The sequence below is a fragment of the Haloarcula sp. H-GB4 genome (assembly GCF_030848575.1).
Classification (GTDB): Archaea; Halobacteriota; Halobacteria; order Halobacteriales; family Haloarculaceae; genus Haloarcula.
On sequence record NZ_JAVDDX010000001.1, the window covers coordinates 918,918 to 943,432 of the forward strand.

The 24,515-nt window shown below is 61.4% G+C and carries 25 protein-coding genes; 9 read left to right on the forward strand and 16 right to left on the reverse strand.

Translation table 11 applies throughout. The annotated features are described in order from the left end of the window. Positions 1 to 32 precede the first annotated feature (32 nt). Positions 33 to 875: a TrmB family transcriptional regulator gene (locus RBH20_RS04870; protein ID WP_306706100.1), complete on the reverse strand. Its 843-nt coding sequence runs from the start codon at positions 873 to 875 to the stop codon at positions 33 to 35. 249 nt (positions 876 to 1,124) lie between these two features. Between RBH20_RS04870 and aglJ the strand changes: the two genes are divergently transcribed. Then, entirely contained in the window at positions 1,125 to 2,171 is a 1,047-nt protein-coding gene (gene aglJ, locus RBH20_RS04875; RefSeq protein WP_306706102.1) for an S-layer glycoprotein N-glycosyltransferase AglJ, read from the forward strand. A gap of 1 nt (position 2,172) precedes the next feature. On the opposite strand, the gene RBH20_RS04880 is transcribed toward aglJ, so the two are convergent. Next, positions 2,173 to 2,499 carry a hypothetical protein gene (locus tag RBH20_RS04880; RefSeq protein ID WP_306706104.1) on the reverse strand — a complete coding sequence of 109 codons (327 nt, stop codon included), beginning with the start codon at positions 2,497 to 2,499 and terminating at the stop codon, positions 2,173 to 2,175. Between the two features lie 46 nt (positions 2,500 to 2,545). Then, on the reverse strand, positions 2,546 to 2,896 hold the full coding sequence (locus RBH20_RS04885; protein ID WP_306706106.1) for a helix-turn-helix domain-containing protein: 351 nt from the start codon (positions 2,894 to 2,896) through the stop codon (positions 2,546 to 2,548). A 136-nt stretch (positions 2,897 to 3,032) separates the two neighbouring features. Here RBH20_RS04885 and RBH20_RS04890 point away from each other — a divergent pair, with 136 nt between their 5' ends. Both RBH20_RS04890 and RBH20_RS04895 read left to right on the forward strand, forming a co-directional pair. Then, the gene (locus tag RBH20_RS04890) at positions 3,033 to 3,452 is read left to right on the forward strand and encodes a DoxX family protein (protein ID WP_306706108.1); all 420 of its coding nucleotides are present in this window, start codon (positions 3,033 to 3,035) and stop codon (positions 3,450 to 3,452) included. Between the two features lie 115 nt (positions 3,453 to 3,567). Then, positions 3,568 to 5,226 carry a rhomboid family intramembrane serine protease gene (locus RBH20_RS04895; RefSeq protein ID WP_306706110.1) on the forward strand — a complete coding sequence of 553 codons (1,659 nt, stop codon included), beginning with the start codon at positions 3,568 to 3,570 and terminating at the stop codon, positions 5,224 to 5,226. On the opposite strand, the gene RBH20_RS04900 is transcribed toward RBH20_RS04895, so the two are convergent. The 5 genes from RBH20_RS04900 to RBH20_RS04920 form a co-directional block, all read right to left on the reverse strand. Beyond that, positions 5,223 to 5,849, reverse strand: a complete 627-nt coding sequence (locus RBH20_RS04900; protein ID WP_306706112.1) for an METTL5 family protein — start codon at positions 5,847 to 5,849, stop codon at positions 5,223 to 5,225. The two genes, RBH20_RS04895 and RBH20_RS04900, sit on opposite strands and share 4 nt — an antisense overlap. Positions 5,850 to 5,892: 43 nt before the next feature. After that, on the reverse strand, positions 5,893 to 7,458 hold the full coding sequence (locus RBH20_RS04905) for an ATP-binding protein (RefSeq protein WP_306706114.1): 1,566 nt from the start codon (positions 7,456 to 7,458) through the stop codon (positions 5,893 to 5,895). 96 nt (positions 7,459 to 7,554) lie between these two features. Beyond that, complete coding sequence (locus tag RBH20_RS04910; RefSeq protein ID WP_306706116.1) at positions 7,555 to 8,628, reverse strand: ATP-binding protein; 1,074 nt, start codon at positions 8,626 to 8,628, stop codon at positions 7,555 to 7,557. A gap of 2 nt (positions 8,629 to 8,630) precedes the next feature. Continuing rightward, positions 8,631 to 9,077, reverse strand: coding sequence for a response regulator (locus tag RBH20_RS04915; protein ID WP_306706118.1), 447 nt, complete (start codon positions 9,075 to 9,077; stop codon positions 8,631 to 8,633). Continuing rightward, complete coding sequence (locus RBH20_RS04920; RefSeq protein ID WP_306706120.1) at positions 9,070 to 10,998, reverse strand: ATP-binding protein; 1,929 nt, start codon at positions 10,996 to 10,998, stop codon at positions 9,070 to 9,072. The genes RBH20_RS04915 and RBH20_RS04920 overlap by 8 nt, the downstream gene beginning before the upstream one ends. A 221-nt stretch (positions 10,999 to 11,219) precedes the next feature. On the opposite strand from RBH20_RS04920, the gene RBH20_RS04925 reads away from it, so the two are divergent. Further along, positions 11,220 to 11,801, forward strand: coding sequence for a LemA family protein (locus tag RBH20_RS04925; protein WP_306706122.1), 582 nt, complete (start codon positions 11,220 to 11,222; stop codon positions 11,799 to 11,801). Then, positions 11,801 to 12,562 carry a hypothetical protein gene (locus RBH20_RS04930; RefSeq protein WP_306706124.1) on the forward strand — a complete coding sequence of 254 codons (762 nt, stop codon included), beginning with the start codon at positions 11,801 to 11,803 and terminating at the stop codon, positions 12,560 to 12,562. The genes RBH20_RS04925 and RBH20_RS04930 overlap by 1 nt, the downstream gene beginning before the upstream one ends. Position 12,563: 1 nt before the next feature. On the opposite strand, the gene RBH20_RS04935 is transcribed toward RBH20_RS04930, so the two are convergent. The 3 genes from RBH20_RS04935 to RBH20_RS04945 are packed head-to-tail and all read right to left on the reverse strand — an operon-like array spanning position 12,564 to position 15,866. After that, entirely contained in the window at positions 12,564 to 13,445 is an 882-nt protein-coding gene (locus RBH20_RS04935) for a cytochrome-like protein (protein WP_306706126.1), read from the reverse strand. A gap of 3 nt (positions 13,446 to 13,448) precedes the next feature. Next, on the reverse strand, positions 13,449 to 14,495 hold the full coding sequence (gene dph2 / locus RBH20_RS04940) for a diphthamide biosynthesis enzyme Dph2 (RefSeq protein WP_306706128.1): 1,047 nt from the start codon (positions 14,493 to 14,495) through the stop codon (positions 13,449 to 13,451). A gap of 54 nt (positions 14,496 to 14,549) precedes the next feature. Then, positions 14,550 to 15,866, reverse strand: coding sequence for a methyl-accepting chemotaxis protein (locus RBH20_RS04945; RefSeq protein WP_306706130.1), 1,317 nt, complete (start codon positions 15,864 to 15,866; stop codon positions 14,550 to 14,552). Positions 15,867 to 16,159: 293 nt separating this feature from the next. Here RBH20_RS04945 and RBH20_RS04950 point away from each other — a divergent pair, with 293 nt between their 5' ends. Further along, entirely contained in the window at positions 16,160 to 16,558 is a 399-nt protein-coding gene (locus RBH20_RS04950) for a YlbF family regulator (RefSeq protein ID WP_004593080.1), read from the forward strand. A gap of 112 nt (positions 16,559 to 16,670) precedes the next feature. Here the strand turns inward: RBH20_RS04950 and RBH20_RS04955 are convergent, their stop codons facing one another. Next, positions 16,671 to 17,120: a universal stress protein gene (locus tag RBH20_RS04955; protein ID WP_306706133.1), complete on the reverse strand. Its 450-nt coding sequence runs from the start codon at positions 17,118 to 17,120 to the stop codon at positions 16,671 to 16,673. A 197-nt stretch (positions 17,121 to 17,317) separates the two neighbouring features. On the opposite strand from RBH20_RS04955, the gene RBH20_RS04960 reads away from it, so the two are divergent. The 3 genes from RBH20_RS04960 to RBH20_RS04970 all read left to right on the forward strand — a co-directional run bounded on the left by RBH20_RS04960 (position 17,318) and on the right by RBH20_RS04970 (position 20,363). Further along, the gene (locus tag RBH20_RS04960; RefSeq protein WP_306706135.1) at positions 17,318 to 18,151 is read left to right on the forward strand and encodes an MBL fold metallo-hydrolase; all 834 of its coding nucleotides are present in this window, start codon (positions 17,318 to 17,320) and stop codon (positions 18,149 to 18,151) included. A gap of 172 nt (positions 18,152 to 18,323) precedes the next feature. Further along, positions 18,324 to 19,427: a hypothetical protein gene (locus tag RBH20_RS04965; protein WP_306706137.1), complete on the forward strand. Its 1,104-nt coding sequence runs from the start codon at positions 18,324 to 18,326 to the stop codon at positions 19,425 to 19,427. A gap of 39 nt (positions 19,428 to 19,466) precedes the next feature. After that, positions 19,467 to 20,363 (forward strand): hypothetical protein, encoded by an 897-nt coding sequence (locus RBH20_RS04970; RefSeq protein ID WP_306706139.1) that lies wholly within the window; start codon positions 19,467 to 19,469, stop codon positions 20,361 to 20,363. Positions 20,364 to 20,371: 8 nt separating this feature from the next. On the opposite strand, the gene RBH20_RS04975 is transcribed toward RBH20_RS04970, so the two are convergent. Genes RBH20_RS04975 through RBH20_RS04990 form a run of 4 tightly spaced genes read right to left on the reverse strand, consistent with a single transcriptional unit; the run spans position 20,372 to position 24,486 of the window. Beyond that, complete coding sequence (locus tag RBH20_RS04975; protein ID WP_306706141.1) at positions 20,372 to 21,316, reverse strand: ABC transporter permease; 945 nt, start codon at positions 21,314 to 21,316, stop codon at positions 20,372 to 20,374. Continuing rightward, a complete protein-coding gene (locus tag RBH20_RS04980) occupies positions 21,313 to 22,320 on the reverse strand; it encodes an ABC transporter ATP-binding protein (protein WP_306706143.1) in 1,008 nt (335 codons plus the stop codon). Before RBH20_RS04980 ends, RBH20_RS04975 begins: the two co-directional genes overlap by 4 nt. Next, entirely contained in the window at positions 22,307 to 23,698 is a 1,392-nt protein-coding gene (gene nosD, locus RBH20_RS04985) for a nitrous oxide reductase family maturation protein NosD (protein WP_306706145.1), read from the reverse strand. Before nosD ends, RBH20_RS04980 begins: the two co-directional genes overlap by 14 nt. Then, entirely contained in the window at positions 23,695 to 24,486 is a 792-nt protein-coding gene (locus RBH20_RS04990; RefSeq protein ID WP_306706147.1) for a hypothetical protein, read from the reverse strand. Before RBH20_RS04990 ends, nosD begins: the two co-directional genes overlap by 4 nt. Positions 24,487 to 24,515 lie beyond the last annotated feature (29 nt).

The following is a 24,515-nucleotide window of genomic DNA, read 5'->3' on the forward strand; positions in this document are numbered from 1 at the left end:
ACGAGTCGTGTCACTATCCACTTTCGCTCGATTCACTGGGAGTCCGCGACACTCTCGTACTCCCACACCAAATCGAAGTACCGCTTCATCCCGGCGACGAAGGAACCGTTCTCGGTCAAGGCGGCCTGCCGCATGTGGTTGGGGACATCGGGTTCCTCGACCAGCAGAATAGCTTCCCCGCCTTCGTAGTCCATACTGGGGTCCATCAGGGTGCCGCGCCAGGGCAGTTTCTCGGGGCTGAAGCGTACGTCTACGGCGGGGAAGTTTGTAGCCAGTCGGTCAACGATATTCGACTGTACTGCGGCCTTCTCCGGCGGAAGATTGTCCGGGTGCAGGAAGAGAACAGAGACGTCAACGCCCCTCTCAAGAGCGTCTTCCAGCGCCTCGCTGACACTGTCCAGATAGGCGAAGCTATTGGTGATCACCCGAAGCGTTTCGTCGGCGTCGTCGTACAGCCGTCGGGTCTCGCGTTCGCTCGGTTCGCCGACGTCGACGACGTGGAACAGTTCGGCCGTCGGTGATATGTCTTCGCTTGCCTGTTCAAACCGCGGTTGGTACTCGGCGAGAAAGGCGTCGCGGTAGGAGTCCATGTCGGCGGCGAACGATTCATATGATTGCCTGCGGTTTTCGACGGCCCGGTCGAGGATGTCGCTGGGAGATTTTGGCTGGTACTCCTTGGGGCGGCCGGGTATCACCTTGATGAAGCCGCGGTCGGACAGCGACTCCAGTACGCCGTAGACGCGGGCCTTGGGGATGCCACTCGCTTCGGCGAGATTCGGAGCCGTCGTTCGGCCGAGCGAGAGCAACTGTTCCAGCGCCGTCGCCTCGTATTCAGTCAGCCCAACCAGGTCGAACACGTCCGCAGGGTCGCTCATACACGCCCATGTGTGGCACGGGATGTAAAACGCGTCGCCCGCCGCCCAAATCTATTAGTGGGTGGCGGCAAGTAGTTACTCGCAGAGTGAGTAACATGACCGCGACATCCCAGACTGAAGAAGACGAGCACCTGGCAGACATCGAAGACGGCTGTGGCTGTGCAGAGGTCTGGGAGCACATGAGCGAGCAGCGCGACGACTGAGTCCAGACCCGCATTTATTTGCCTTCGCGTGGATGACGTTGAGTCGATGGCCGACCGAGACGACGTCTGTATACTGTTGCCGACATTCAACGAGGCCGAAACTATCGAGTCGGTCGTGTCCGGGTTCCGTGAGCAAGGGTTCGACAACGTCCTCGTCATTGACGGTGGTTCGACTGACGGGACACCGGATCTCGCCGAATCAGTCGGCGCACGAGTCGTTGAACAGTCTGGCTCGGGAAAGGGACAGGCTGTCAGGGAGGCGGTGACGCGCCACATCAAGCAGCCGTACGTCCTGATGGCCGACGGCGACGAAACCTATCGGCCCGACGAGGCGGACAGGCTACTCGAACCGCTGTTGTCGGGCCAGGCCGACCACGTCATCGGAAACCGGTTTGCGGATATGCAACCCGGCGCGATGACGAAGCTGAACCAGGTCGGCAACCGTATCATCAACAGGTCCTTCGAAACGATTCACGGACGGGACCTCACTGATATTCTTTCAGGGTATCGTGCGTTCACGCGCCAGTCCTTCCAGCGGAGTTCGCTGACGGCCTCGGGCTTCGGTATCGAGACGGAGATGGCCGTCGAGTGTGTCAAACACAACATCTCGACGGCGGTAGTACCAATCACCTATCAACCCCGTCCCGACGAGTCCGACACGAACCTTCGCCCGTTCCGAGACGGTGCGACGATCATCCTGACGCTGTACCAGATGGCAAAAACCAATAATCCGCTCTTTTACTTCGGGAGCGTCGGCCTCGGGAGCACTGTAGTCGGGTTCCTCCTCGGGGCGTACGTGGCCTACGACTGGGTTGTCAACAGCATCTCACACGAGGTGATTGCAGTTGTGGGCTCCTTCGCTATTCTACTGGGGATTCAGCTTCTCATGTTCGGCGTCCTGTCGGATATGCTCGTGGCGGTGAACCGCGAACAGACGCGCCGGCTGGAGGACATCGCCGTCCAGCTCACACACGAGAGCCGCAATCAGTCGGCGGACGTGTTTGACGACCAGCAGGTCAGCGGCACGGAGGGCACCGAAGACAGCGACACAGAGACAGAGCCGGCGGTATCTCCGCACCAGTCCGACAAGTAATTTAGAACGGGACCAGCGCGCGTAGCTGGGAGAGAATACTGTTTCTGGTGGCTTCCCGTTTCCGCTCGAATATCGGATGGAGATCGTTGAGTAGCTCCTGCTCGTTGTCGAACTCCGTGGCGGTCGTCTCGTCGAGCGCCTCGGATAGCGTCATCGAGTGACCCGACGCGTCGAACGGGACCGCGATGTGTCCGGCGGCGTCCTGGACCTCCCTCGCGGTCGCGGGATACTCGATGTCCACGTCCGACAGGCGGGCGTCGAGTGCCGCGATACCGAACTCGATGACGTCTGGCTCGTCGCTGTTATCGGCTGGTGGCCGTACTCCCATTGCTAAACCGATGGGGCCGGGGGATAGAAAAGTCTGCGTTGTCGGCTTAACTTTCGCAACCGGCCAGCCACTCCTCGGCCCAGCCCTCGATTTCGGCGAACACCGGACAGAGGGATTCGCCCTTGGGCGTGAGCTGATAGTACGTCGCGACGGGTGCGTCTTCTTCGAGCCGCCGGTCGACAAAGCCCATCTCCTGGAGGTCGTCGAGGACCCGCGAGAGGGTGCGAGAGCTGGCGTCGGTGGCGCGTTTGAGTTCGTTGAACCGCTGTTCGCCGTTCTGGAGTTCGTGGAGTACGACAAGGCGCCAGCGCGACCCGATCTGTTCCAGCGACTCAATGACGGCACACGGCCCGCTCTCTTCCTCCTCGTCCGCGGCAGTGAATACTTCAGATGACATCGGTGCTATCTGGTATCTTCGTTGTCCGGGAACGTACAAATAGGTTCGCATACGAACCAAGTAACGTAATGAAACCACCAATCGCGGTTCGACAGCTTCGTAGCGAAACGACGACTGCTCCGGCGGTGAGCGCCTGATGGCGTTTGAGTCTGCGGCGGCGGGCGAACTGTTCCTGCTCGGCCGACTCCTGTTCGGCGGGGTACTTGCCTTCATGGGCCTGAACCACTTCCAGAACGCCGGGCAGATGGCCCCCTACGCGGAGGCGAAGGGGCTCCCAGCACCTGCGGCGTCGGTCTACGGGAGCGGCGGGCTACTCCTCGTCAGCGGCGTCCTCGTCATCCTCGGTGCGTACCCCGTCATCGCGGCCGGGGCGCTGGCGACGTTCCTCGTCGCTTCCGCCGTCATGATGCACAACTTCTGGGCGGTCCCGGACGATCAGATGCAAGACGAGATGACGCAGTTCCTCAAGAACATCGCCCTCGCCGGCGGCGCGGTGTCACTGCTTGCAGTGGCCGGCACGTCGTGGCCATACAGCGTCGGTATGTCTCTGTTCTGAGGTGACGCATTCGCTGGACAGAGTTGCCTGACCGTGGCCCGTTCCCTGTTTGTCACTGTTGGAGAGTGACACCTGCCGTCATCGATAAGCCGTCCCGTACCTGAACTGTGCGTGAATGATGCAGTCGCTGCCGATGCCGGCCATGCCCGCATGGCTCCCGTGGCAGGAAGCGGTCGTCTTCGCCGTGGTGATCGCTGTCCTCCTTGCCGTCCGACGCTTCTCGGATGCGCGACTCGGCGACGAGATACGGGCGCGACTCTTCCTCGGGGTCCCGTGGGGAACGCTGCTGACGATTGTGGGTGTCGCGGCGGTGTACCTGTTCCTGCAGGGCGCGTGGTGGCATCCACGGAACCCGCTTGTAACCCCGTTCCGGACGTGGTCGTACTTCTACCCGTTTGGGATGCTTACGGGGGCGTTCACCCACGGCAGTCAGGGCCACATCACGGGGAACCTCATGGGTACGCTGGTGTACGGGACGGTCGCCGAGTACGTCTGGGGACACTACCCTCGCAAGCGTGGGGTTCAGACCTTCACGTCGCTACGGACGAACCCGTTTACCCGAATTCTGGCTGTCCCCGTCGCCATGTTCGTTGTGGGCGTGTTCTCCGCGGTGTTCGCTATCGGGCCGATTGTGGGCTTTTCGGGCGTGGTGTTTGCCATTGCCGGGTTCGCGCTCGTGACGCGGCCGACGCTGTTTCTCGGCGCCTTTCTCGGGAACCGCGTGCTCGACCTCCTGTATTCGGCGCTTCGCTATCCGGTGTCGACAGCCTCGGGTCAGACCCGCTTTGTGACGCCGTGGTGGTCCAACATCGCTATTCAGGGGCACGCCATCGGCATTCTGGCAGGCGTCGTCGTGGCACTCGCACTACTTCGGAGTCGGGACGAACGCCCCGACACGCTGCGGGTGTTCTTTGCGACGCTCGTGTTCGCCGTCGCCCAGGGACTGTGGGCGGTGTACATACCGCTCGGCGGCGGCCGATTTCGGCTGTTCCGGTGGGCCGGAACGGCGCTGGTATTCGTTCTGGCGCTCGTCGTTGCTGCGGCGACCGTCGGTGCTGGCCGGAGTTTTTACCCGTCGTTCGACCGCCGCCCGGCGTCACTCGCAGTGATGGTTCTGCTCATCGTCCTCGGGGCACTGAGTCTCGCTGCCGTCCCAACCAACGTCGTGGACCTTCAGGCAGACCAGCTCCCCGAAGACGGAATCGAAATCAGAGACTACGTCGTGACCTACGACGAGAACGTCCCGAATGCGTACTTCGAAGGTATCTGGGTCCCAACACAGCGGGGCGGGGCGAGCGTCAACGAAAGCGGTGTCATCGTCGCCAGCGCAGAGCGGGAGGTCTGGATCGCCGCTATCCAGCCGGGCCGGCTCGCCGTCAACGGTAAGGAGCGGGTCACAGTCGGCGGGCCGACCTGGCGCGAATCGGTGTATGCGAACCGAATGGACTGGTCAGTACTCGGCAATTCCAGCGTCTACCGGGTCCAGCTCAGGCGCGAGGGCGGCCAGCCCCGGACGGCGTACACATCAGCGCCGTCAACGGCGGATGTGATGCTCGACGGACGGAACGTGACAGTGGCGGCCCGGCAGAACGGGTTCGACGTGGTCGTAACACGGGGGAACGAAACGGTCGGGCAGGCACCGCTCCCAGCGAACATGACGCGGACGCGGATCGGCGGGCTGACCTTCGAGCGGAACCGCTCGAAGCTGTACGCACGGACAGATGGTACTCGTGTCAAGATCGCGGAGCGTCGCCAGCAAGCGGCGCGGAGCTAGGTCCAGTCGATGCGGTACACTTCTGCGGTAATCGCCTGCCGGTCCGACTCGTGGAAATCGAACTGTCGCGGCAGGTCGAACTCCGTCTCGAAAGCGTGGGTCACCTCGCCGCCGTTGTCGTCGGTAAAGGATTCGACAAACGATTGGCTTCCGTCGTTGTGAATCGAGTACGAAACGCCCGCGATGGATGCGGCAGTTTCGAGGAACCGACGGTCAGCGTGTTCGTTGTCCGACTGTGCACCAAAGGGAGGGTTCATCACGACTGTAGTTTCTCCGGCGGGCGGACACAGCGGGGCTGTGGTGGCATCCGCTCGCACCCACGACACTGGCGTCGTCGACCCGACCTTCCGCTCGTTTTCGCGCGCCGTCGACAGCGGTGCGGGGTCGATATCTAGTCCGACCACCCGCGCCGGCGACCGCAACGCTGCACCCAGCGACAGCATCCCGGTGCCACAGCCCAGATCGACGACAGTCTGTCCCTGAACATCGCCCTGGAGGTCCGCAGTATGGACCAGATGGGCCGCCAGATCCGGCGGTGTCCGGTACTGTTCGAGACTGGCCCGCGGGTTGTCGAACCCGGCGACAACGGCGAGTTGTTGGGCGAGCGCACTCTTTGTCGGCATTACTCGATATACGCAGGATTCATTCAAAAACGTTTGGAAATACTCAGTAGTTATTCTGAGGGAGTGCAACGACGAACTCACTGCCACCGAAGTCGCTCTCCTCGACCCAGATGGCGCCGCCGTAGCTATCGACCATCACCGACACGAAGTACAATCCGAACCCGGTCCCAGTCGACTCGGTTCCACGCTCCCCCTTCTCGAAGATTGCCTCGCGCTCTGCGGGTGGTATCCCGGGTCCGTCGTCAGCGATGTGAAGGTGAACCATCGAACCAACGCGTTCTGTCGTTACCTCGATTGTGGTGTCTGGACCGCCGTGTTCGACAGCGTTCGTCAAGATGTTCCCAACAACATCGTCGAGAAGGTCGTCAGCCACGACCTCGATACCGTCGTGGATGTCTGTTTTGAGCGTACAGTTTCCGTCCATCGAGGCCGCCTTTCTTGTTGCCCCTTCGATGACCGGCCCTAGTTCGATCGTCTCTGCCTCGGTCAACCCGTCGTTTGACATCGTGCTCAGGACGCTCCGGACCTTCTGTGTGAGGTCGACAATGTCATGACTCCAGTCCAGAATCGTCTCTGCGTAGTTCGCCTGTGTACCGTCGAGCGTATCTGCAAGCGTCTCTGCGCGTGCTTCGATGACAGTCATCCCGTTGAGGATGTCGTGTCTGAGAATGCTATTGAAAAACTCCATCTGCTCTTCGCGGCGCTTGAGGTCCGTGATATCTGTCCCCTCGACGATTATCTTTCGGACAACGCCATCGGCCGTTACCGGTCGGGCCACGACGGACGTCGAGATACGCTGGCCGTCCATGCCGATATGCTCGGCCTCGAACCTGACCATCTCCCCCTCTCCCGCTCGCTCGACAGCATCCCGACAACGGCGTGCTGTCGTCGCATCGTGGTCCCACCAGGGCGTCTCCCAGATCGCGTTTCCCGAGATGTCTTCAGCGTCAGCCTCGATGAACCCGAGTGCTGTTTCGTTTGCCCTGATGAGGGTTCCATCGGCCTCAAGGATGCCGATGAATGTCTCCGGTGAGTTGAACGTCGCTTCTAACAGCCGCTGGCTCTCCTCTTGTGAATCGACAGCGATCTCGCGTTCAATCTCCGCTTCGACCCACTGCGTCAGATGCTTGAGCAGCGTCTGCTGCCAGTCCGAGAACTCCGAAATCGCCTCATCATCGTTGACGAAACACAGCGTCCCGTATTCTGACCCGTTCGCCCGAAGCGTCGTGCCGACGTACGCCTCCAGTCCGGCCTCCTTGTATGCAGGGTCAGCCGCCATCGATTCGCTCGCGTTAGTGATGATGTGAATCCCGGAGTCGTTGAGGGTGTGCTTACAGTATGTTTTGGAGAGTGGGCGTTCGACGCCCTCTGCAATCGTTGATGGCAGACCACTACTGGCGACGACTTTGTGTTCGTCTCCGGAGACGACCGTGATGTGGCCGTTCGGGAACCCCAGATGCTCTCGCCCGACGGCCAAGACCGGTTCTACACGCTCCTGAAAGGTAGTTCCGCTGGCCGCCATCGCTGCAGTGAGGTCCTGCATAGCTGCCAGATAGCGATCTCGCTCCTCCGAATCGCTACCCTCGGTCCCGTCCAGCGGATCATCCATAGCAGGTGAGTCGACCTCCCCGGAATTGAAGATTCGGACCCGTTTCTCAGAAGCTGAAATGCGGCCGAGCAATAATGGTGTGACGATCGCCCATCCCTATAGAGTTGCACGCGGGAGTTCAACATAGAAGGCTGCCCCGCCGAGGTCGCTGTCCTCAACCCAGATGTCGCCGCCGTAGCTTCGGACCATCGTGTCCACGAAGTAGAGCCCGAAGCCAGTGCCGCCGGACTCGGAGCCCTTTTCGCCTCGCTCAAAGATACGGCGAGCGGCGCTGCTCGGAATCCCGTCTCCGTCGTCCGCGAGACAGACAGTCACGGTGCCGTCCGCAACCGCCGTCGTCACGTCGATGGTCACGTCGTCGCCGCCGTGTTCGACCGCGTTGAGAAAGAGGTTCCCGAACACGTCATCGAGTAATTCGTCAGCGACAACAGTGACCCCCTGTGTCTGGATTGTGACGGTACAATCGTCGCTGACCGACCGGGCGCGGTCCGCCGCATCGTCGAGGACGGCCTGTAGCTCCCGGTGCTCTTGGTCCCGCCCGCCGCCTTCGGTGACGGTCTCAAGCACCGACCGGACCTTCTCGGTGAGTTCGATGAGGTCGTCGCTCCACTGGACAATTGTCGACGCGTACTCGCGCTCCTCACTGTCGAGCGTGTCCTCGAGGAGTTCGCCCCGCGCCCGGATGACGTTCATCCCGTTGAGGATGTCGTGTTGCAGAATGCTGTTGAAGAAGTCCATCTGGTCGGTCTGGCGCTGAATGGCACGCTGCTGGCGGCTCCTGACGACTGCATACCGGAGTGCTCTCACGAGCCGGTCGCCGTCCAGATCTGCCTTCGGCAGGTAGTCCTGTGCGCCCCGGTTGATCGCTTCGATGGCCATCTCCCGGTCCTCCATGCCTGTGAGGACGATGATCGGCACCTCATCTATCATCTCGGTCGCCCGATCGAGTGTCGCGAGCCCTGTTGACTCGGGGAGTCCAAGGTCAAGCAGTAGCACATCGTAGGCTGCCGCTGATTGTTCGTCGACCGGCGCCAGCGACTCGACGTGGGAAATCGTCACGTCATCGACGAAATGCGCTACAGCCGGCGAATTCAGGTGGTGCTCGACGAGGCGGGCATCGCCCGGGTTGTCTTCGACGAGGAGTACATCGAGCTGTATCGTCTCAGACATCGTTATTTCGGCGGCCGCTTGACCACCGTGAGGAAGAACTCCTCGACGCTACTCACGATGTCAACGAAGCCGTCGAAATCGACAGGCTTCGTCAGGTAGGCGTTCGCGTGGAGGTCGTATGATTCGATGATGTCCTCCTCTGCCTCGGAACTGGTCAGCACGACGACCGGAATCCGGCGGAGCGACTCGTCGCTTTTCATTTCCTCGAGGACCTCCTGCCCTCCCTTGCGCGGCATGTTGAGGTCGAGCAACAACAGGTCAGGCCGCGGTGCGTCGTCGTACTCACCCTTCTGCCGGAGGAACGCCAGCGCCTCGACGCCGTCGTTGACGACGTGCAGGTTGTTCAGCACTTTCCCCTTCTCAAGCGCTTTCTCGGTCAGTTTGACATCGCCGGGATTGTCCTCCGCTAGCAGAATCTCGACCGGCCGCCCCTCACTGGACTCAGTCATCGCCGCTCACCTCCGTCACCGCAGGCAATGTGAACTTGAACGTCGCACCGTCGTCTGACGGTTCGACCCAGATACGCCCGTCGTGGCGCAGGACAATTCGCTGGCAGACGGCCAGCCCGATGCCGGTTCCCTCCGTGTCGTGGGCTCCGGCGCGGTGGAAGATGTCGAACACCTCCTCGTGGTCCGCCGCCGGAATCCCCGGTCCGTTGTCCGAGACGGTGAACGTCACCATGTCGTCGTCTTCTTCGGCGCTGACCTCGACGCAGGGTTCGATGTCGGCTTCCACGGCGTATTCGATGGCGTTTTCCAGCAGATTCTGGAACACCTGCCCGACCTGGTTCGGATCGGCTTCGACGGGTGGCAGTGACTCCGCTGTGATGGTCGCGTCCACCTCCGCTATTCGCATCTGCAAGGCGTCTACCGTCCGGTCGAGCACCACCTCCGGGTCTGTTTCCTCGAAGTCGCCCGAGTTTGTCTCAACTCGCGAGTACCGGAGCAAGGCGTTGACCATCTCCTGCATTCGGCGTGCCCCGTCGACGGCAAAGGCCATGTACTCGGCCGCCTCGTCGTCAAGCTCGTCGCCGTATTCGCTGTCCAGTAGGTCGACGTAACTCGACACCATCCGGAGAGGCTCCTGCAGGTCATGCGACGCGATGTAGGCGAACTGCTGAAGTGCCTCGTTCGATCGTTCGAGTTCCGTCTGCTTGGACTTGAGCCGCGTCTCCCGTTCGACCCGGTCCAGCGCAGCGGCCCCGGTACTCGCAAGAATCTCGAGCAAGAACCGCTCGTGGCTGTCAAAGGATTCGACAGTCGGCGAGCCGATACACAGCAACCCGTAGTCCTCAAGGGGGAGAAACAGTACCGTCCGCAGCGGTGTCTGAGGGACTGATGGGTTCGATAGCGCTTGGTAGTCCTCGACGACGGTCGGACTGCCATCGTGGAACAGGCGGTTTTCGTCGCTTTCGGGACCCATCGGTGGGAGGTCAGATGCCGTCTCCACCGCCGCAAAGTCTGCCGCCTCGCTTGTTGCACCGATCGGATAGAGGGTGTCGTCGTCGCTGTCGTAGGACCACATCGCCGCCAGTGGCTGGTCGATGATGCGCTGTGCGATCTGCGTCACCGTATCCGCGACCGCGTGTTCCGTCCGAGTGTACAGCAGTTCGTTCGTCGCCTCGCTGAGTGTTTCGACGCGCGCTTCGCGCTGTTTGAGGTCAGTGATGTTGCGGGAGACGCTGACTACCTGCGTTAGCTCTCCGTCGTCAAACACCGGCCGATACCACGTCTCGAAGACGAGGCCGTCGAGGTCCTGGGTCACACGGACCTCTTCGCCGTCCAGCGCTTGCTCGACGGCGGTGATGATGTCCGGATACTGGCTGTAGGCCTCGAACACCGAGACCCCTTCGAGCTCGCCGGGCTCTATCCCCAGTTCGTCCAGCCCCCTTCCGGCCGAGTAGGTAAAGACGCCATCAGGGTCAAGTGTGAACACGACGACTGGGAGGTTCTCGATCAACGTCTGGAGTTGCTTGCTCCGTTCAGTGTGTTTTCGCTCCTGTTGGCGGATCTCAGTCACGTCGTGAATGAACGCCACAACGCGGGTTGTGTCGTCGATGACGGCGCGTTCGAGCGAAACTTCGACCAGCCGGCTCTCACCGTCCGGACCCTGTGTCGACCACTCGACCTGTGCCGACCCCGATGTGGCTGCCTCCGTAATCAGAGCGTTTGCGTCTGCCGTCGAAAACCCCGGCGGGCTGAACTCGCCGACGTGCATTCCGACGACATCCGCCGGAGGACGCCCGAGCAACGCACCCGCTGCCTCGTTAGCCCTGACGACTGTCCCGGTGTCAGCGTCGTGGACCATAATCGGGTCCGGATTCGCCTGGAACACGTCGCGGAAGAGAGCAGTGTCCTCCGTAGAAGCCATACGAAGGTTGGGATAGCAGGCTACAAGACTGTACCCTCTCTGTTATCATATGTGATTCTTATCCCCACTGATTCGATAGATACGCGGGCCGAGGTAGAGTCCACCAAGATTGGGGGGGTTATATTCTATTCAATGAACACTTTATTTTGGTTCACCGTACTATTTCTGTCCTCGATTATATCGGTAAAATTATATCATGGTGGAAGATAACCTGAAGGAATATGGCGCTATATGTATCCATCGTTGGAGGGTTCTGTGTCCTCCTCACTGCCTGGTTGGTCGGTTCGTACTTTCGACGGGCACACGACAATCTTGTCGAGGCCCGCGAAAGTTGTGACGCTGCCTGGGGGAACGTCGAAGTGCTACTTCAGCGCCGTCACGATCAGGTCGGAAACCTCATCGAAATCGCTGACGAGTACATGTCCATGGAGCAGAACGTTCTCGCTGGCATGGTCGAGGCTCGCGAGAGCGCGATTGATGCAAGCACTCCTGCGGAGGCAGCGATGGCCCAAGTTGACGTCCGAGAATCTGTCCGCGAGTTCTACTCGATTGCCGAGGAGACGCCAGAACTGCGAACCGACGAGAAATTCGACGACGTTCGCGATGCTCTCGAAACCATCGAGCAGCGGCTGGAAAACCGTCGGGAGTATTACAACGACACTGTGAGACGGTACAACGCGCTGTTACAACAGATCCCAGAGCGGTATCTCGCGGCTCATAGGGGATACAAGCCTCGTGACTCATTTGAAGCTGACGAGGCTGCAAAAGGGGAATTCTCCGTACGTGACCGTCTTCAAAACTGATGCTGTTTGCCATTCTGCTGTATCTCGGTATTCTGGCACTCTCGGGGTTTGGTGTTCTCTGGGGAATCGGATCAATACTGATGGGATTTGACCGCTACGAGGAAGAACACGCAATTCGAACGACACCGCTTTCGGAACTCGATTCAGTTGCTGCTGGTCCGACAGCAGTCCAGGGTCGCATCGAACCTGCTGGTCGACATATCGGAACGCTGTACGACTGCGAGGCCTGTGTTGCCTACGAACTCAAAATTGAGGACACGGGAGGCGATTCGAGCAGGACACACGTCAACAAGTCGGAAGCGGTACCGTTCGACATTGTGACTGATGAGGGCTCGGTCCGGGTCTGCAACGCGGAGTTCGACTTCCACGTTTCCGAGGACCGTCGTTGGAGCGAGAAGCGCAAGAGCCACACCTCGCCTGACGATCAGTTGGCGCGCTTTGAGCGCGACTGGCAAATCCCGGACCTGCGGGCCGGTGACGACCGACGTTATGAGATGGCGTACATCGAACCCGGCGATACCGTGTATGCGTACGGGACGGCTGAACTGGACAACTCGTTGTCCGGGGAGCAATCGAAACCGCTCGTACTGACTGGCCGCGATGGGTTGTTTTTCCTCTCCGACCAAGATCCGGACGAACTGCTCCGGGAGCGACGGTTCGTGCTTGCGAAAAACGGGCTGCTCGGCATCGCCGTTGCAGTCATTTCGCTGGCTGTGTTCCTCTGGCTGACGGGTATCGCACAGATATTTCTCGGCGCGTAGATTACCGGATGCTCTCGATAACTACACGGCTGATTACCTTGATACCCGCTCGACAGTTCCTGTAGACGACCCATGCAACAGCAGCAGTGATGACGACAATCACCCAGGTAGCTGCATCCGAGTCCGTGATGGCGAATCCGACGACTTCTTCAAGCAGACCAATCAGAACAAGGAGCGTCACGATGAATGCGACGCCGTAGCCGAGTACTGACGTCCAGAAGCGAGCAGTGCCAGCGAGGAGGTGTGTCAATTGATCCGTCGAACGATCTTGCGGTGTGTTATCTGATTGGCCCACCGATTTCTCAGTGCGTCCATTATCTGCCGACTCGGAGTCCGCTGTCGCATCGCCAGACGTGATGGCCTCGGCAAGTTTCGTCTGGCAGGCCTCACAGGGAGACTCGTCGACCGCATCCAGCGTCGCAACTGAGTCTGTTCTCCTGAACGGGCACTGCTCGTTTGGACAGAGCTCAAGCCCCAGCATGTACCCGACCTCACTGATAGCCAGTTTTCGAACCCGGTCGTCGAACCTGTCCCCACCCAGACGGAACGTCGAGAGTAACGATGTCCGGCCGTACCGGATTCCAATTCCGAACAGCGACTGCCGCCGGCCTTGTGAGACATCTTGATTCGTCACAACAAGCGTTCGGCTGCCATCCGTCTCACTGGCTACGTATTTCGCCAGCTCAACTGCGTCGTACTGATCACTATCACCGGTAGGCTGGGCGCTGTCGGGGATTCCGTCGGTGTGAAACTGCCTATGATCGACGCGCGGGGTCAGCGAGAAGTGTTCCTCAACGGCATCCACGGCGAGTTCAAGTGTCTCTCGCTCTATTGCGCCGACGGCAGCGACTGTGAGTGGTTCGCGTTCCCCCCTCCGGCCCATGGGTCACCAAGTGCCGTGGAAGGTGTCGAACTCCAGCGAGTCAAGTGGCTTCTCGCCGATGGCGATTTCATACTCGCCGGGCGTGAGCATCGGCTTCTTGAACTGCGGGCCGTCGTCGGTGGTGATGCGCGGACAGCCAGTGTTAACGTAGGCGTCCATCCCGAAGTTCGTCAACCGGTCCGGCGTCACCTCGTCCATCGTGATGAGATAGGCGTTTTCGTTGTTTTCGACGATTTCCTGGGCCTGATCCCAGCGGCCTTGTCCGATTTTGGTACAGAAGATGACGCCCCAGGACTCGGCGTCCATCGCGCGATGGACTGCACCGTAGCGCTGTTTCATGAACTTCTCCGTGTCAGCGACGGTGACGACGTTGTTCACGGGATCGGCGATGACAACGTGTTTGTCGGGGTGCTCCATCGCCAGCCCGAGCGGGTGGAACTTTCCGCCACCGACGTACAGCATCTGGTCGGCGTCAACGTCGGCGCTGGCGTAGTTACAGCCGAGCACCTGGCCCTCGTGGGTCAGCCGCTCGTCGCCGCGCCGTGTGTGCACGTTGTAGCCGCGCTCCTCCAGCCACTCACGCATCTCGTCGAACTTGTTCATGTGCTGGGCCGTCGTCACGAGCCCCACGTCGGGATCTTCTTCCGGATCAGCAAGCTGTTCCTCGCGAGCCTGCTGCATGATGGGGAAGACGTCGACGTTGGAGAACAGCGGCACGTAGATGATCTTGTCCGATTCCTTCATCGGCGAGTGGCCGAAGTGGACGAACACGTCCGTCCGGCGCATCATGTACGTATCGAGGTCGCAGGCACCGTAACAGGGCTGGCCCGAGAGCAGCACCGTCACGTCGTCGGGGAGGTTCTCACGCAGGTCATCGGCCACGGCCGGGCCGCGGCGCTTCAGTCCCTCGGGGAACTGCAGTCCCACCTTCTCGGCGTCGCGCTCCTCGACGGCTTCGACGATTCGCTCGAGCTCGTAATCCCACTCGCGGTCGTGTTTGAGCGACAGTCCAGTGTTCCGGAGGTCGCCGTCAGTCCGCTCTTGACTCATTGCAACCCTGTATCGGTTCGAGCGGCATAACCCCCGTGTTTCGATGAGCGACAGTCACTCCATAATCTCGGCAAGTCGGCGCTCGACCCGCTCGACGTTCTCTTCTAAGTCCTGTGCCATCCGGTGCTGGGTCTCGTTTGCGCCAGCCAGTTCGTCGATAGACTCGGATACCTCGGCGGCACGTTGGGCGATTTCATCGATCATGCTAGCAATCTCTTCGGCGCTTGCGGCCTGGTCGTCCGTCGCCGCCGCGACTTCGCCGATACCCTGTTCCGTCTCTGAGGTCGCGTCGACGATAGCCTGCTGGTTGTCGAGCACCGTCTCTAAGTCAGTGAGCGCCTGCTGAATCGCGCCCGTCGTCTCTTCGACGTTCTCGGCGGTGCTGTCGGCCATCTCGCGGACCTCCCCGACGATTCGCTCGACCTCGTCGGCGTGCTGTTTCGACTCGTCGGCCAGCTCTTTGATTTCGTCGGCAACGACCGCGAACCCGTCACTGTCGCTGTTGCTTCGCGCGGCTTCGATGTTGGCGTTCAGCGCCAGCATATTCGTCTGGTCCGCGATGTCGTTGATGACCTCGACGAACTCATCGATCTCCTCGATATGGCCCCGGAGTTCTGTCGAGTCCGACGCGACCTGTTCGGCGGACTCCGTCGCATCCTCGACGCGTTCGATTGTTTCCTCGGCCGTCTCGACGGATTCCTCGGCGAGTTCCCTGGCCTCACCGCTTTGGCTGCTCACTTCCTCGGCGCTGGAGGCGATTTCCTCGACGGTCGCGCTGAACCCGGAGACTTCGGACTGGACCTCATCGAGGTTGTCGGACTGCTCGCCAGCCATCTCCTTGATTTCGTCGGACTGCTCGGTAACGGCGGCGGCGGAGTCGCCGATTTCGCCGACCGCTGACTCGACGTCTGTCGCCATCTGTGACTGGAGGTTCTGGAGCGCCTCACGCTGTTCGACGATCTCACTGAAATCGATCAGTAGCTCCAGCGCACCGATAGCATTGCCGCCAGGACCCATTAGCGGAATTGCTACCGCCCGCGCGTGTGCCATCGTCCCGTCAGGTCGCTCGGCCGAGCGGAACTCGCTTTCGCGGACTGGCTCTCCCGTTCTGATGACCTCCTGAGCAAGCGTCTCGTCCTGTCCCTCTGTGCCGAACACGTCGTATGCGTTCATCCCGACCGCCTTGCTCGCCGGCAGTCCGAGCATACGTTCAACCGTATCGTTCCAGTGTGTGATGTCGCCGTCCGCATCGACCACGAACGCCGCTTCCGGTAAGTCCTCGACGAGTGATTCGAACGTGTGGAGCCAGAAATCTCCGCTGTCGTCGACGGACTCCGGTAGCAGACCGTCTTCAGATGCAGTTTTTGCCATTGTAAGAACTATCTTAGAAACTAATATACGGTTTTCGACCGATTACATCAGTTGATAACTGGATTGAGCGAATCTCAGCAGGAGCGAAGCCACAGCCCGACCAGTATAGCGGCGCTCCTGCATACCACAACGACCGGGATAAACACGGATTCCCGACTCAATCTTAAACAACTGCCAGTCTGGCGGTCCGATGCAAGCAACAACACGGCCGGAACGCTGCCAGGGACCGATATCCTGCCTGTAGCAACCCGGTTTCGGCAGGCCTATACCGCCCGAGTTCATACGTTTTGTTGATGAGTATCGAGACCGATACCGCCGCTGACATCGACGGTGACCACGTCGAAGCGCTCGCTACAGAGTTCGGCGAAGCGATCGCCGAACTACCGGTGTACCAGCGATTCAAGGAGACGAAAGACGCCGTCGAGAACCACGACGAGGCGCAGGCGGCCATCCAAGAGTTCGAGCAGATTCGCGAGGAGTTCATGCTCGCCCGCCAGACTGGTAACGCTTCTCAGGAGGACCTCCGGAAGGTCCAGCAGAAGCAGGAGGAACTTCACGACATCCCGGTAATGAGTGATTATCTGGAGGCCCAGAACGAACTCGAACTGCGCCTGCAGGAACTCAACGAGATCGTGTCCGAGGAACTGGCCGTGGACTTCGGCCAGAAAGCCGGCGGTTGCTGCGAGGACTGACCCTCGTATTTCTCGCGGTCGTACTTTTCGCCGACTCTGGAGCCGCCGGTCGAGGCTGCCGATGCCGCCGACAGCTATCATCAGTCAGCGACACATCCGGTAGACTGGGCGGTTACCCTTCGACTTCGGTTTTCACCACGACCGCTGGTCGTTCGCTTAGCCTGAGCACCTTGTCCGTGATGCTACCGAGGAGACTGCGGTACTCCGCTGGCCGCCGCTTCGTCCCAAGCACAAGCAGATCGACATCCGCCTCATCGGCGGTTTCGATGATGGATTCGGCCGGCCGTCCGTGTTTCAGGGTCGTCGTTACGTCAACGCCGGACGCCTCCGCGTCGGCCTGTATCCGGGCCAGCGTCTCCTGACCCGTTTCTTCGAGGCCGTGCTCGGGCCCTTCGGATTCGTCGACGTATTCGTCACCGCTGTAGGCCGTGTACACGTCCTCGTCAACGACATACAGCACGTGGAGGGCCGCACCATGTTCTGCTGCGAGGGCAATCGCGTGGGACTCGGCGTTGGTTGAAGCTTCTGTCCCATCCGAGGCGAGGAGGATGTGATCGTACATACAGGTTATATTTCTCGCAGTTGGGAAATAAACCGAGGGCTCCGTTCTCAGATAGCGAGAGGCGCCACGATCACGAAACGCCACAGGTGACCGTAGAACTGGGTCCGAATTGCAGCCGAAGTATCCGCACAGCAGCCAGCGACCGACGGTCCGGCGTCTTCGAAACATCTTAGCGACCAGGCGTGGCATCTCTCGACATGACAGTCGAATCTGACTGGGATGACTGGCTCCCGCGTGCGGTGGAGTCAGCGACGCCTGACGGACTGGCAATCTGGTATCTGGGCTGTAACGGCTTCATCGTGAAATCGAGCGGCGGGACGACCGTCTTCATCGATCCGTATCTCGGCATTGGCGACCCGCCGCGAACCGTCCGGATGATCCCGGTCCCGTTCAACCCCGAGGACATCACCGAATGCGACGCGGTTCTGGGCACTCATGAGCATACCGACCACGTCCACGGACCGTCACAGGTCCCGATTCTCGCTGGGACGGGCGCGGACTACTACACGACTGACAGCGGTCACGACGTTATCCAAGAGGAGGCGTGGCTGGAGAACGACAGTGTCACCGACGACCAGCTCCACGAAGTCGCGGACGGGGACACGCTCGAAATCGGCGACCTGACAATTCACGTCGAACCTGCCAATGACCCCGACGCTGAGCACCCGGTGTCGTACGTGTTCGAACACGACTCCGGCACGTTCTTCCACGGCGGCGACGCCCGCCCCGGCGAGTTCGAGTCTGTCGGCGAACGTTACGATATCGACGTCGGCGTTCTCGCGTTCGGGACGGTCGGGCTGATCGACGACAAGGAGACCGGCGAACCCACGCGAACCCAGTGGTACAACGACGAGAACATGATTATCGAAGCCGCGAACGAACTCCAACTGGACACCCTCATCCCGACCCACTGGGATATGTGGAAGGGGATGACGACGGAGCCAACCGTCCTGCACAACCACGCCAACAGCTTCGCGTATCCTTCGGCACTTTCAATCGTTGAAATCGGCGACCGGTACGACCTAGACTGAAAGCGGTCTGCCAGTGCCGCGCGGACGGATCGTCTATCTCTCTGCCCTCACGCTCTGTTCGTGTTACTGAGGTTACGTCTGTAGAATTATATTAACTACTACAGTATAGAAAAAAGGTGTAAATGTTGGTCAGGTACGTACCTTTAATACTATTGCTGAGACCATACAGACCATGAGCAATTCGCAAGCCTACGACGAAGTCACTGTCGCTGCCGATGGCGTGACAGTGACCAAGCGGTTCGAAGCGGACGAGTTCCCCGTGCCCGCGATAGCGTTTAATCTCACTTCGCGACGGTCCGTCCCGGTGACAGTCAGACTGGTCGACACTGTTCCAGACGACGTAGCAGTCGAGGATCTGGGCTTCCATCCCGAGTACGGCAGTGAGTACTGGGACATCAACGAAGACCGGATCGCCTTCGAGAAGGAACTCGAAGCCGAAGCCGACTACACGACCGTCTACGGCATCCGTGCGACGGGCACCGACGACGTCGAGAAGTTCCTGACGGAACCCGAAATCGAGAGTGTGGACCCGCCCCTGGACGAGGACGAGGAGGACCTCGTCGGTGGTGGCGACGAGGCTGTTCGGGATGTCATCGCCGGTGACGCCGACAGCGTTCCCGGTCTGGAAGACGATGACGACGAGGACATTGAGACGCTGGACCTCTCAGATCCGAACAACCCAGAATCAAGCGTCGAAGCCCCCGAAGAGAGCAACGCTGCGCCGGCAGATTCCGAGGTCCAATCCGGCGCTGTCGTCGCGACGATGGCACAGGAAATCCGCGACCAGAACGTCTCCCCCGAAGACGTGAAGCTCCTCAAGCGTGCGCTCGACGCCGTCTCCGAAGATGACAACGACAGTGACACCGGTGGCGTCAACGACGCTCGGATCCAGCGCATCCAGAGCGATGTCGCAGACCTCCGTGCGTACACCGATGCCCTCGAAGAGTTCCTCGAAGAGAACGGCACTGGCGAGGACATGATTCAGGAGTTCGGCGAGCGCCTCGACTCTTTCGAGGAGGCTCTGGAGGGTTTCCAGGACGAAGTCCAGTCGGCGACGGACACAGCCACTTCGGCCTCCGACCAGGTCGACGACCTTTCCGAGGAAGTCGAGAGCGTCGAAGGGCAGCTTGACGACCTCGAAGACGATATCGAAGCCGTCCGCGAGGAGATCGACGATGGAGAACTCGCTGACCGGATCGACGAAACCGAATCGGAGATCGAGGAGCTCAAACAGTGGCGCGAACAGCTGTCATCGGTTATCGGCGGCGGCGAATAACCGAACTCGTTTTACCGATCCCCCGTCTGTGCCTGCATAATGACGACGACGAGGGTGGCCGTTCCGCGCAAGGGCCGGCCTCTCGAAGCAGTACTGGAGCGACTCGCCGGACGCACGGGGACGACCGACCTGGCCGACGATATCATCTCGACGCTTCGCTACGAGAAGGCCGTCACCAAGGGCAATCAGGACGCGGTCGCCGATGTGTACCATCGCATTAGCGATTACTCCTCGCTCGATGCGCCATACGAGCCAGAATACACGCTGCTGCGGGACGACCGCGACGGGATGCCGCGACGGATCGTCTTCGACAGCGTCACCGTGCCGACCGAACACGGTGATGTCCAGCTGATCGGCCGCGAGGAACCGTTTCGGGCGCTCCGGACACACGAGTTTGCGCTCGGGTTCGACAGCGCCGACCTCGTACTCGAAGAAGTCGTTCAGCTCCGGGACGAACCGCTGACTGCTATCCACGAGATCAACGACCGCATCGATCCGCTGGACACGGATGTCCGGGTCGTGACCGGGCTAGGCGACACGGTGTACCACACGCTGCTGGCGACGCCGGAGGTTATGGACACACAGGACGGTCCCCTCGACCGGTCCTTCGTCACCAACTACGAGGGCGAACTCTGTATCTCACCGCGGTACGAACGGCTCGTCGAAGCCGTCCTCGGGACGAGCGCGCTCGATGGCGTCTCCTTTACCTATCCGACTGAGGGTGGCGAAGAGGAAGCAGACATCGCGGCGACCGGCCTCGGCGTCTACCTCACCGTCACGGGGTCGACCGCGCGCGACCATGGCCTTGAACTGGGCGAGCAGTTGTTCCCCAGTGAAACCGTACTTCTGGAAAACGCCCACGAGCGTACCGAGAGGACGAAACAGGTCGCCAGTCTGTTCGAGGAACCAGAAGAAACAGCGCTGCAGTCGGTCTAAAACCGTTTTCAGAGACGCCGCCGCTGGATGAGCTTCGCAGCGACGCCGACGGGTACAACGACCCACGCGACGAGCCCCGCGGCGACCATCGGCGTGGTCAGCCCGGCCTGTGTCAAGACGCTGCCGAAACCACCGGCGACCACGTCCACCTGTGAGAGCGCGAGCACGCGGAAGCAGTCCACTGGGTTGAGGAGTATCGCCACGGCGATAGCGCCGGATCCGAGATCGAACCCTGCGACAGCCCCCAGCGCGACGAGGTCGTGCAACAGCGCGACCCAGAGCCAGATGGCCAGTGTCGCACCGAGCGCGTGCGTCTTCGTCCGCGCAACCGTCGAGATCAGCACCGCCACGCCAAGCATCGCACAGGCGGTCAACACCGCAACAAGGGCGACCGCCGCGTACTGGCCGACGCTAGCGAGGCCGATGTAGCGGACGGTCAACAGCGCACCGGGAACGAAACCGAGTAACATCGCGCCGGACAGCACCGCCGCTCGGCCGATGGCAGTCCCGACGACGACACGGCCTTTCGTCACCGGAAGCGCGAGCATGAGTTCGAGCGAGCCGCGCTCGTCGGCACCGACGATGGCGTCGTAGCCGACCGCCAGCGCCGTCAGCGGCACAAGGTAGACGCCGAGTTCCGCGATGGTTGCAATGACTGCATCGAAGCGACCCGGGCCAACTGAACTCGCCCCGAACTGGACGACTGCGGTGGTAAAGAGGCCGAACAGCAGCGCCACGCCGAGTGCCCACCGGCTCCGGACGGCCAGCCGGTACTCTCGACGAGCGATGGTGAGTAGACTGCTGTCGGCAAGTCCTTCGAGCGCCGATCTGTCGGCCGCGTCCGTCGCCGTCTCCATCTCGGTTCCGCCGTCGTGCAACCGGGTGGCTGGCGCGTCGACTGCGACGACGCCGCCGTCGGGGGCAGGGTCCGTCGAGGAGTCGTCTTCGCTCATGCTGGCTCACCGCCTGAGTCCTCGGACGCTGTTTCCGAAGCCGATGCCGCCGCTGTGCTGTCGGAGCCAGAGTTGCCGCCGTCGTCCGCCTCGACGGCCTCGTGGAACGCGGCCTCAAGGCCGGGTTCCCGGACCTCGAAACGGTCGATGTCGTACCCCTCACCGACGGCGGTCAGCAGGTCGTAGGCCTCCGCTGGCGTGGTCCGTGCCGTCACGTCCGCGCCTGAACGACTGACGCTGGACACTGCCTCGTGGGTTTCGAAGTCGGTTGCCACATCGCTCGCAGCCGCCTCGGACGCAAGCGACAGCGCCAGCGTCACCTCGTCGGCGGCGGCGCGGCGAAGTTCTTCGACTGGGCCCGCAGTCGCCACCTGTCCGTCGGCGATGATGACCGCCTCCGAGCAGAGCCGCTGAATCTCCCCGAGCGCGTGCGAGGAGAAAACAATGGTCACGTCGGTCTCCGACGCCAGAGACTCCACGACCTCGTGGAATGCCCGGATACCGTTGGGGTCGAGCCCCGCGGTCGGTTCGTCGAGTATCAGTACGGCCGGTTCACCGACGAGCGCGGTGCCGAGGCCGAGCCGGCGGTTCATCCCGTTGGAGTAGCCGCCGACCCGGCGGTCCGCGGCGTCCGCGAGCCCGACGGTGTGCAGGATACGCTTGACGTGGTGGTCCCGGTTCTCGCGGGGCACCGAGCGCATCCGGGCGTGGAAACTGAGTATTTCGCGGCCGGTCAGGCTCGGCGGGAAGCCGGCATGCTCGGGGAGATAGCGCACTCGTTCGCGGACGGTGGTCCCGTCGGTGGGGTCCGCACCGGCGACGGAGATACTCCCCTCGTCCGGCCGGTTCAGCCCGGCGAGCATTTTGAACAGCGTCGTCTTGCCGGCTCCGTTCGTGCCAAACACGCCGAGGGTGGCCCCCTGCTCGACAGACAGACTCAGTCCGTCGAGCGCCTGCACGTCACCGTAGGCTTTCGATACGTCGTCGACGTCAATCACGTTCATAGTAGCTCCTCCAGTTCTCGTGGGGTGGTTCGGTGAGCGGGCGGGCATCGACGACGCCGGGCGACTTGACCACAGGCACGGACGACTCGGCCAGCCGAACGGCATCGAAGGCCGGGCTGCTGGCGAATACCCGCGCGGCGGGCTTTTCGGCAGTCACCTGCTGGACAGCCCCGGCCGGTTGATAGCGGGTGTCTCCGATGCCATCGTCATCGATGTCCGTTGGGTTCGCCCGGGACCAGTAGTTCCCGACGCTCTCGTTCCAGTGGACCTGGTCGCTCATCACCGCGAGCACCGGCCTGTTGTTGCGGATGAAACTGTTCTCGGTCACGGTGCCGTCGGTGCTCCCCGCAGCGATGTGGACGCCGATGTCGTTGCCGACGATGAGGTTGCCGACGATGCGGTTGCTGACGGAGTTGTAGACGAACAGCCCGTTCTCGTTGTCGACGAGGTGATTCCCGCGGATGTCCGTGTCGTCGATGCTTTTGACGAGGATGCCGTGACCGGACTGCCCGCTGTTGTTCACCGCGATATTGTCCTCGATGATGAGGTGTTTCGACACCATCAGCGCGTACCCGACGTCGTTGTCGAAAGCGGTGTTGTTCCGCAGGTGGCAGTCGTCGGAGTACATGTAGTGGACGCCGTACCGGAGGTCCCACATGGTGTTGCCGGTCGCGTTCACGTCCTTGGCCCAGTTGAAGTAGAGCCCGTCCCGAACAGTGGTGATGTCGTTGTTCCGGATGACGCTGTCCTCGGTCTTCCAGATCTGGATGCCATTGCCGCGCTTGGTCAACTGCGTAATCTCCTCGCGGCCGACGATGGTGTTGTTCCGGATGTCGGCGTCGTCGACCCCGTCAAGCCAGATGCCGAAGGTCATGCCGGTCACGCGGCTGTCACGGACAGTGACCTCGCTTGCGTTGACGAATATCGCGGCATCATTCGTCGCGGTGCTGTAGCCGCTGTTGCGGACCCAGAGATCCGATACGGTGACACCCTGTGCTTCGATGGCGAGAACGTCACCTTCCCCGTCGCCGTGCAGCAGCGCCGACCCGGGACCGCTCCCGGAGAGAGTGACGTTCGGCGTCGTGACGACGAGAGTCTCGTTAAAGCGACCGTCGAGCGTGACGGTATCGCCGGGGTCAGCGGCGTCAACCGCCGCCTGCGCGCTGTCGTACGTTTCGCCATCGACTGTCGCGGTGCCGTCGGCTGACGGGGCGATAAACGAGTCCGTATCTGGCACGTCGGGATCAAAGGCGAGGTCATCGTGGGTTCCGTCGGTCTCGCCGGCGCTGGCCATTCCGACAGCCATGACCGACAGCACGAGTAGGACCGCGGTCCCAACGGCGAACACTCGCTCGAAATCGTGGGACAGTGGGCTCATGAGTGAATTTCTGGTTGGTCAGACTCAGCCGCGGTGGTTGTCGGGCGGTGCGGGGCATCTTCCTCGTCGTCGGAGTCGCCGTCACGGTCCCGAACGGCGTCGGGAAGCCCGGTGGCCCTGTCGCGAATTCGGGCCGGGAGCTCGTTGAACGTCACTGCCTGATCGCGGTAGTAGTACGAAACCGCGAGCAGTCCAACGGCGGTGGCGGCCATGTACGCGCCGAGGCCGAACCGGGAGGCACTCGTGATGTTGGCGACCTGGTACTGGCCCCACAGAGGCGGTGTGAAGCCGGCAACGCCCATCACCGGTGCGCCGGGGTCGAGCGTGTGGCCGGCCTGCCAGAGCCGGTACTGGATGTCGGCCAGCATCACGGTGAACACCAGCACGGTGCCGCCGAACTGGTATTTCAGGCCGCGTTTGAGCTTCTTGACGGTCGGCGCGATAGCGACGAATACTGACAGCAGTGACACGCCGATGAACGCGACCGGCCCGAGCGCCCACTCGGGTACGTCGATGGCGTTCTCCTCAACGGGGAAGTTCGGCTCGACTAACACCGGGTCGGGGAAGTAGAACCCGACGTAGTGGTTCAGCCGCGCCATCTCGATGAAATCCCCGGTCAGGTGGGGGTAGGCGTACAGAGAGACGCGGAGCGTCGTGCTGGGGTACTGGACGGCGTCGACGCTGATGCGCCACATCGGGAACGCGAGCGCCGCGACGAACAGCGCTGCTGCTGCCACGGGGAGACCCCGCCGGATCTCACGGAAGTCGTCGATGGTGGGTCGTTGCATGGCTGAACACCTCCGAAGTGGGTTGTGTC

Bases quoted from the DNA above. Each gene is read 5' to 3' on its own strand.
- RBH20_RS04870 (WP_306706100.1), bottom strand. From the start codon at position 875: ATGAGCGACCCTGCGGACGTGTTCGACCTGGTTGGGCTGACTGAATAC.
- aglJ (WP_306706102.1), top strand. From the start codon at position 1,125: ATGGCCGACCGAGACGACGTCTGTATACTGTTGCCGACATTCAACGAG.
- RBH20_RS04880 (WP_306706104.1), bottom strand. From the start codon at position 2,499: ATGGGAGTACGGCCACCAGCCGATAACAGCGACGAGCCAGACGTCATC.
- RBH20_RS04885 (WP_306706106.1), bottom strand. From the start codon at position 2,896: ATGTCATCTGAAGTATTCACTGCCGCGGACGAGGAGGAAGAGAGCGGG.
- RBH20_RS04890 (WP_306706108.1), top strand. From the start codon at position 3,033: ATGGCGTTTGAGTCTGCGGCGGCGGGCGAACTGTTCCTGCTCGGCCGA.
- RBH20_RS04895 (WP_306706110.1), top strand. From the start codon at position 3,568: ATGATGCAGTCGCTGCCGATGCCGGCCATGCCCGCATGGCTCCCGTGG.
- RBH20_RS04900 (WP_306706112.1), bottom strand. From the start codon at position 5,849: ATGCCGACAAAGAGTGCGCTCGCCCAACAACTCGCCGTTGTCGCCGGG.
- RBH20_RS04905 (WP_306706114.1), bottom strand. From the start codon at position 7,458: ATGGATGATCCGCTGGACGGGACCGAGGGTAGCGATTCGGAGGAGCGA.
- RBH20_RS04910 (WP_306706116.1), bottom strand. From the start codon at position 8,628: ATGTCTGAGACGATACAGCTCGATGTACTCCTCGTCGAAGACAACCCG.
- RBH20_RS04915 (WP_306706118.1), bottom strand. From the start codon at position 9,077: ATGACTGAGTCCAGTGAGGGGCGGCCGGTCGAGATTCTGCTAGCGGAG.
- RBH20_RS04920 (WP_306706120.1), bottom strand. From the start codon at position 10,998: ATGGCTTCTACGGAGGACACTGCTCTCTTCCGCGACGTGTTCCAGGCG.
- RBH20_RS04925 (WP_306706122.1), top strand. From the start codon at position 11,220: ATGGCGCTATATGTATCCATCGTTGGAGGGTTCTGTGTCCTCCTCACT.
- RBH20_RS04930 (WP_306706124.1), top strand. From the start codon at position 11,801: ATGCTGTTTGCCATTCTGCTGTATCTCGGTATTCTGGCACTCTCGGGG.
- RBH20_RS04935 (WP_306706126.1), bottom strand. From the start codon at position 13,445: ATGGGCCGGAGGGGGGAACGCGAACCACTCACAGTCGCTGCCGTCGGC.
- dph2 (WP_306706128.1), bottom strand. From the start codon at position 14,495: ATGAGTCAAGAGCGGACTGACGGCGACCTCCGGAACACTGGACTGTCG.
- RBH20_RS04945 (WP_306706130.1), bottom strand. From the start codon at position 15,866: ATGGCAAAAACTGCATCTGAAGACGGTCTGCTACCGGAGTCCGTCGAC.
- RBH20_RS04950 (WP_004593080.1), top strand. From the start codon at position 16,160: ATGAGTATCGAGACCGATACCGCCGCTGACATCGACGGTGACCACGTC.
- RBH20_RS04955 (WP_306706133.1), bottom strand. From the start codon at position 17,120: ATGTACGATCACATCCTCCTCGCCTCGGATGGGACAGAAGCTTCAACC.
- RBH20_RS04960 (WP_306706135.1), top strand. From the start codon at position 17,318: ATGACAGTCGAATCTGACTGGGATGACTGGCTCCCGCGTGCGGTGGAG.
- RBH20_RS04965 (WP_306706137.1), top strand. From the start codon at position 18,324: ATGAGCAATTCGCAAGCCTACGACGAAGTCACTGTCGCTGCCGATGGC.
- RBH20_RS04970 (WP_306706139.1), top strand. From the start codon at position 19,467: ATGACGACGACGAGGGTGGCCGTTCCGCGCAAGGGCCGGCCTCTCGAA.
- RBH20_RS04975 (WP_306706141.1), bottom strand. From the start codon at position 21,316: ATGAGCGAAGACGACTCCTCGACGGACCCTGCCCCCGACGGCGGCGTC.
- RBH20_RS04980 (WP_306706143.1), bottom strand. From the start codon at position 22,320: ATGAACGTGATTGACGTCGACGACGTATCGAAAGCCTACGGTGACGTG.
- nosD (WP_306706145.1), bottom strand. From the start codon at position 23,698: ATGAGCCCACTGTCCCACGATTTCGAGCGAGTGTTCGCCGTTGGGACC.
- RBH20_RS04990 (WP_306706147.1), bottom strand. From the start codon at position 24,486: ATGCAACGACCCACCATCGACGACTTCCGTGAGATCCGGCGGGGTCTC.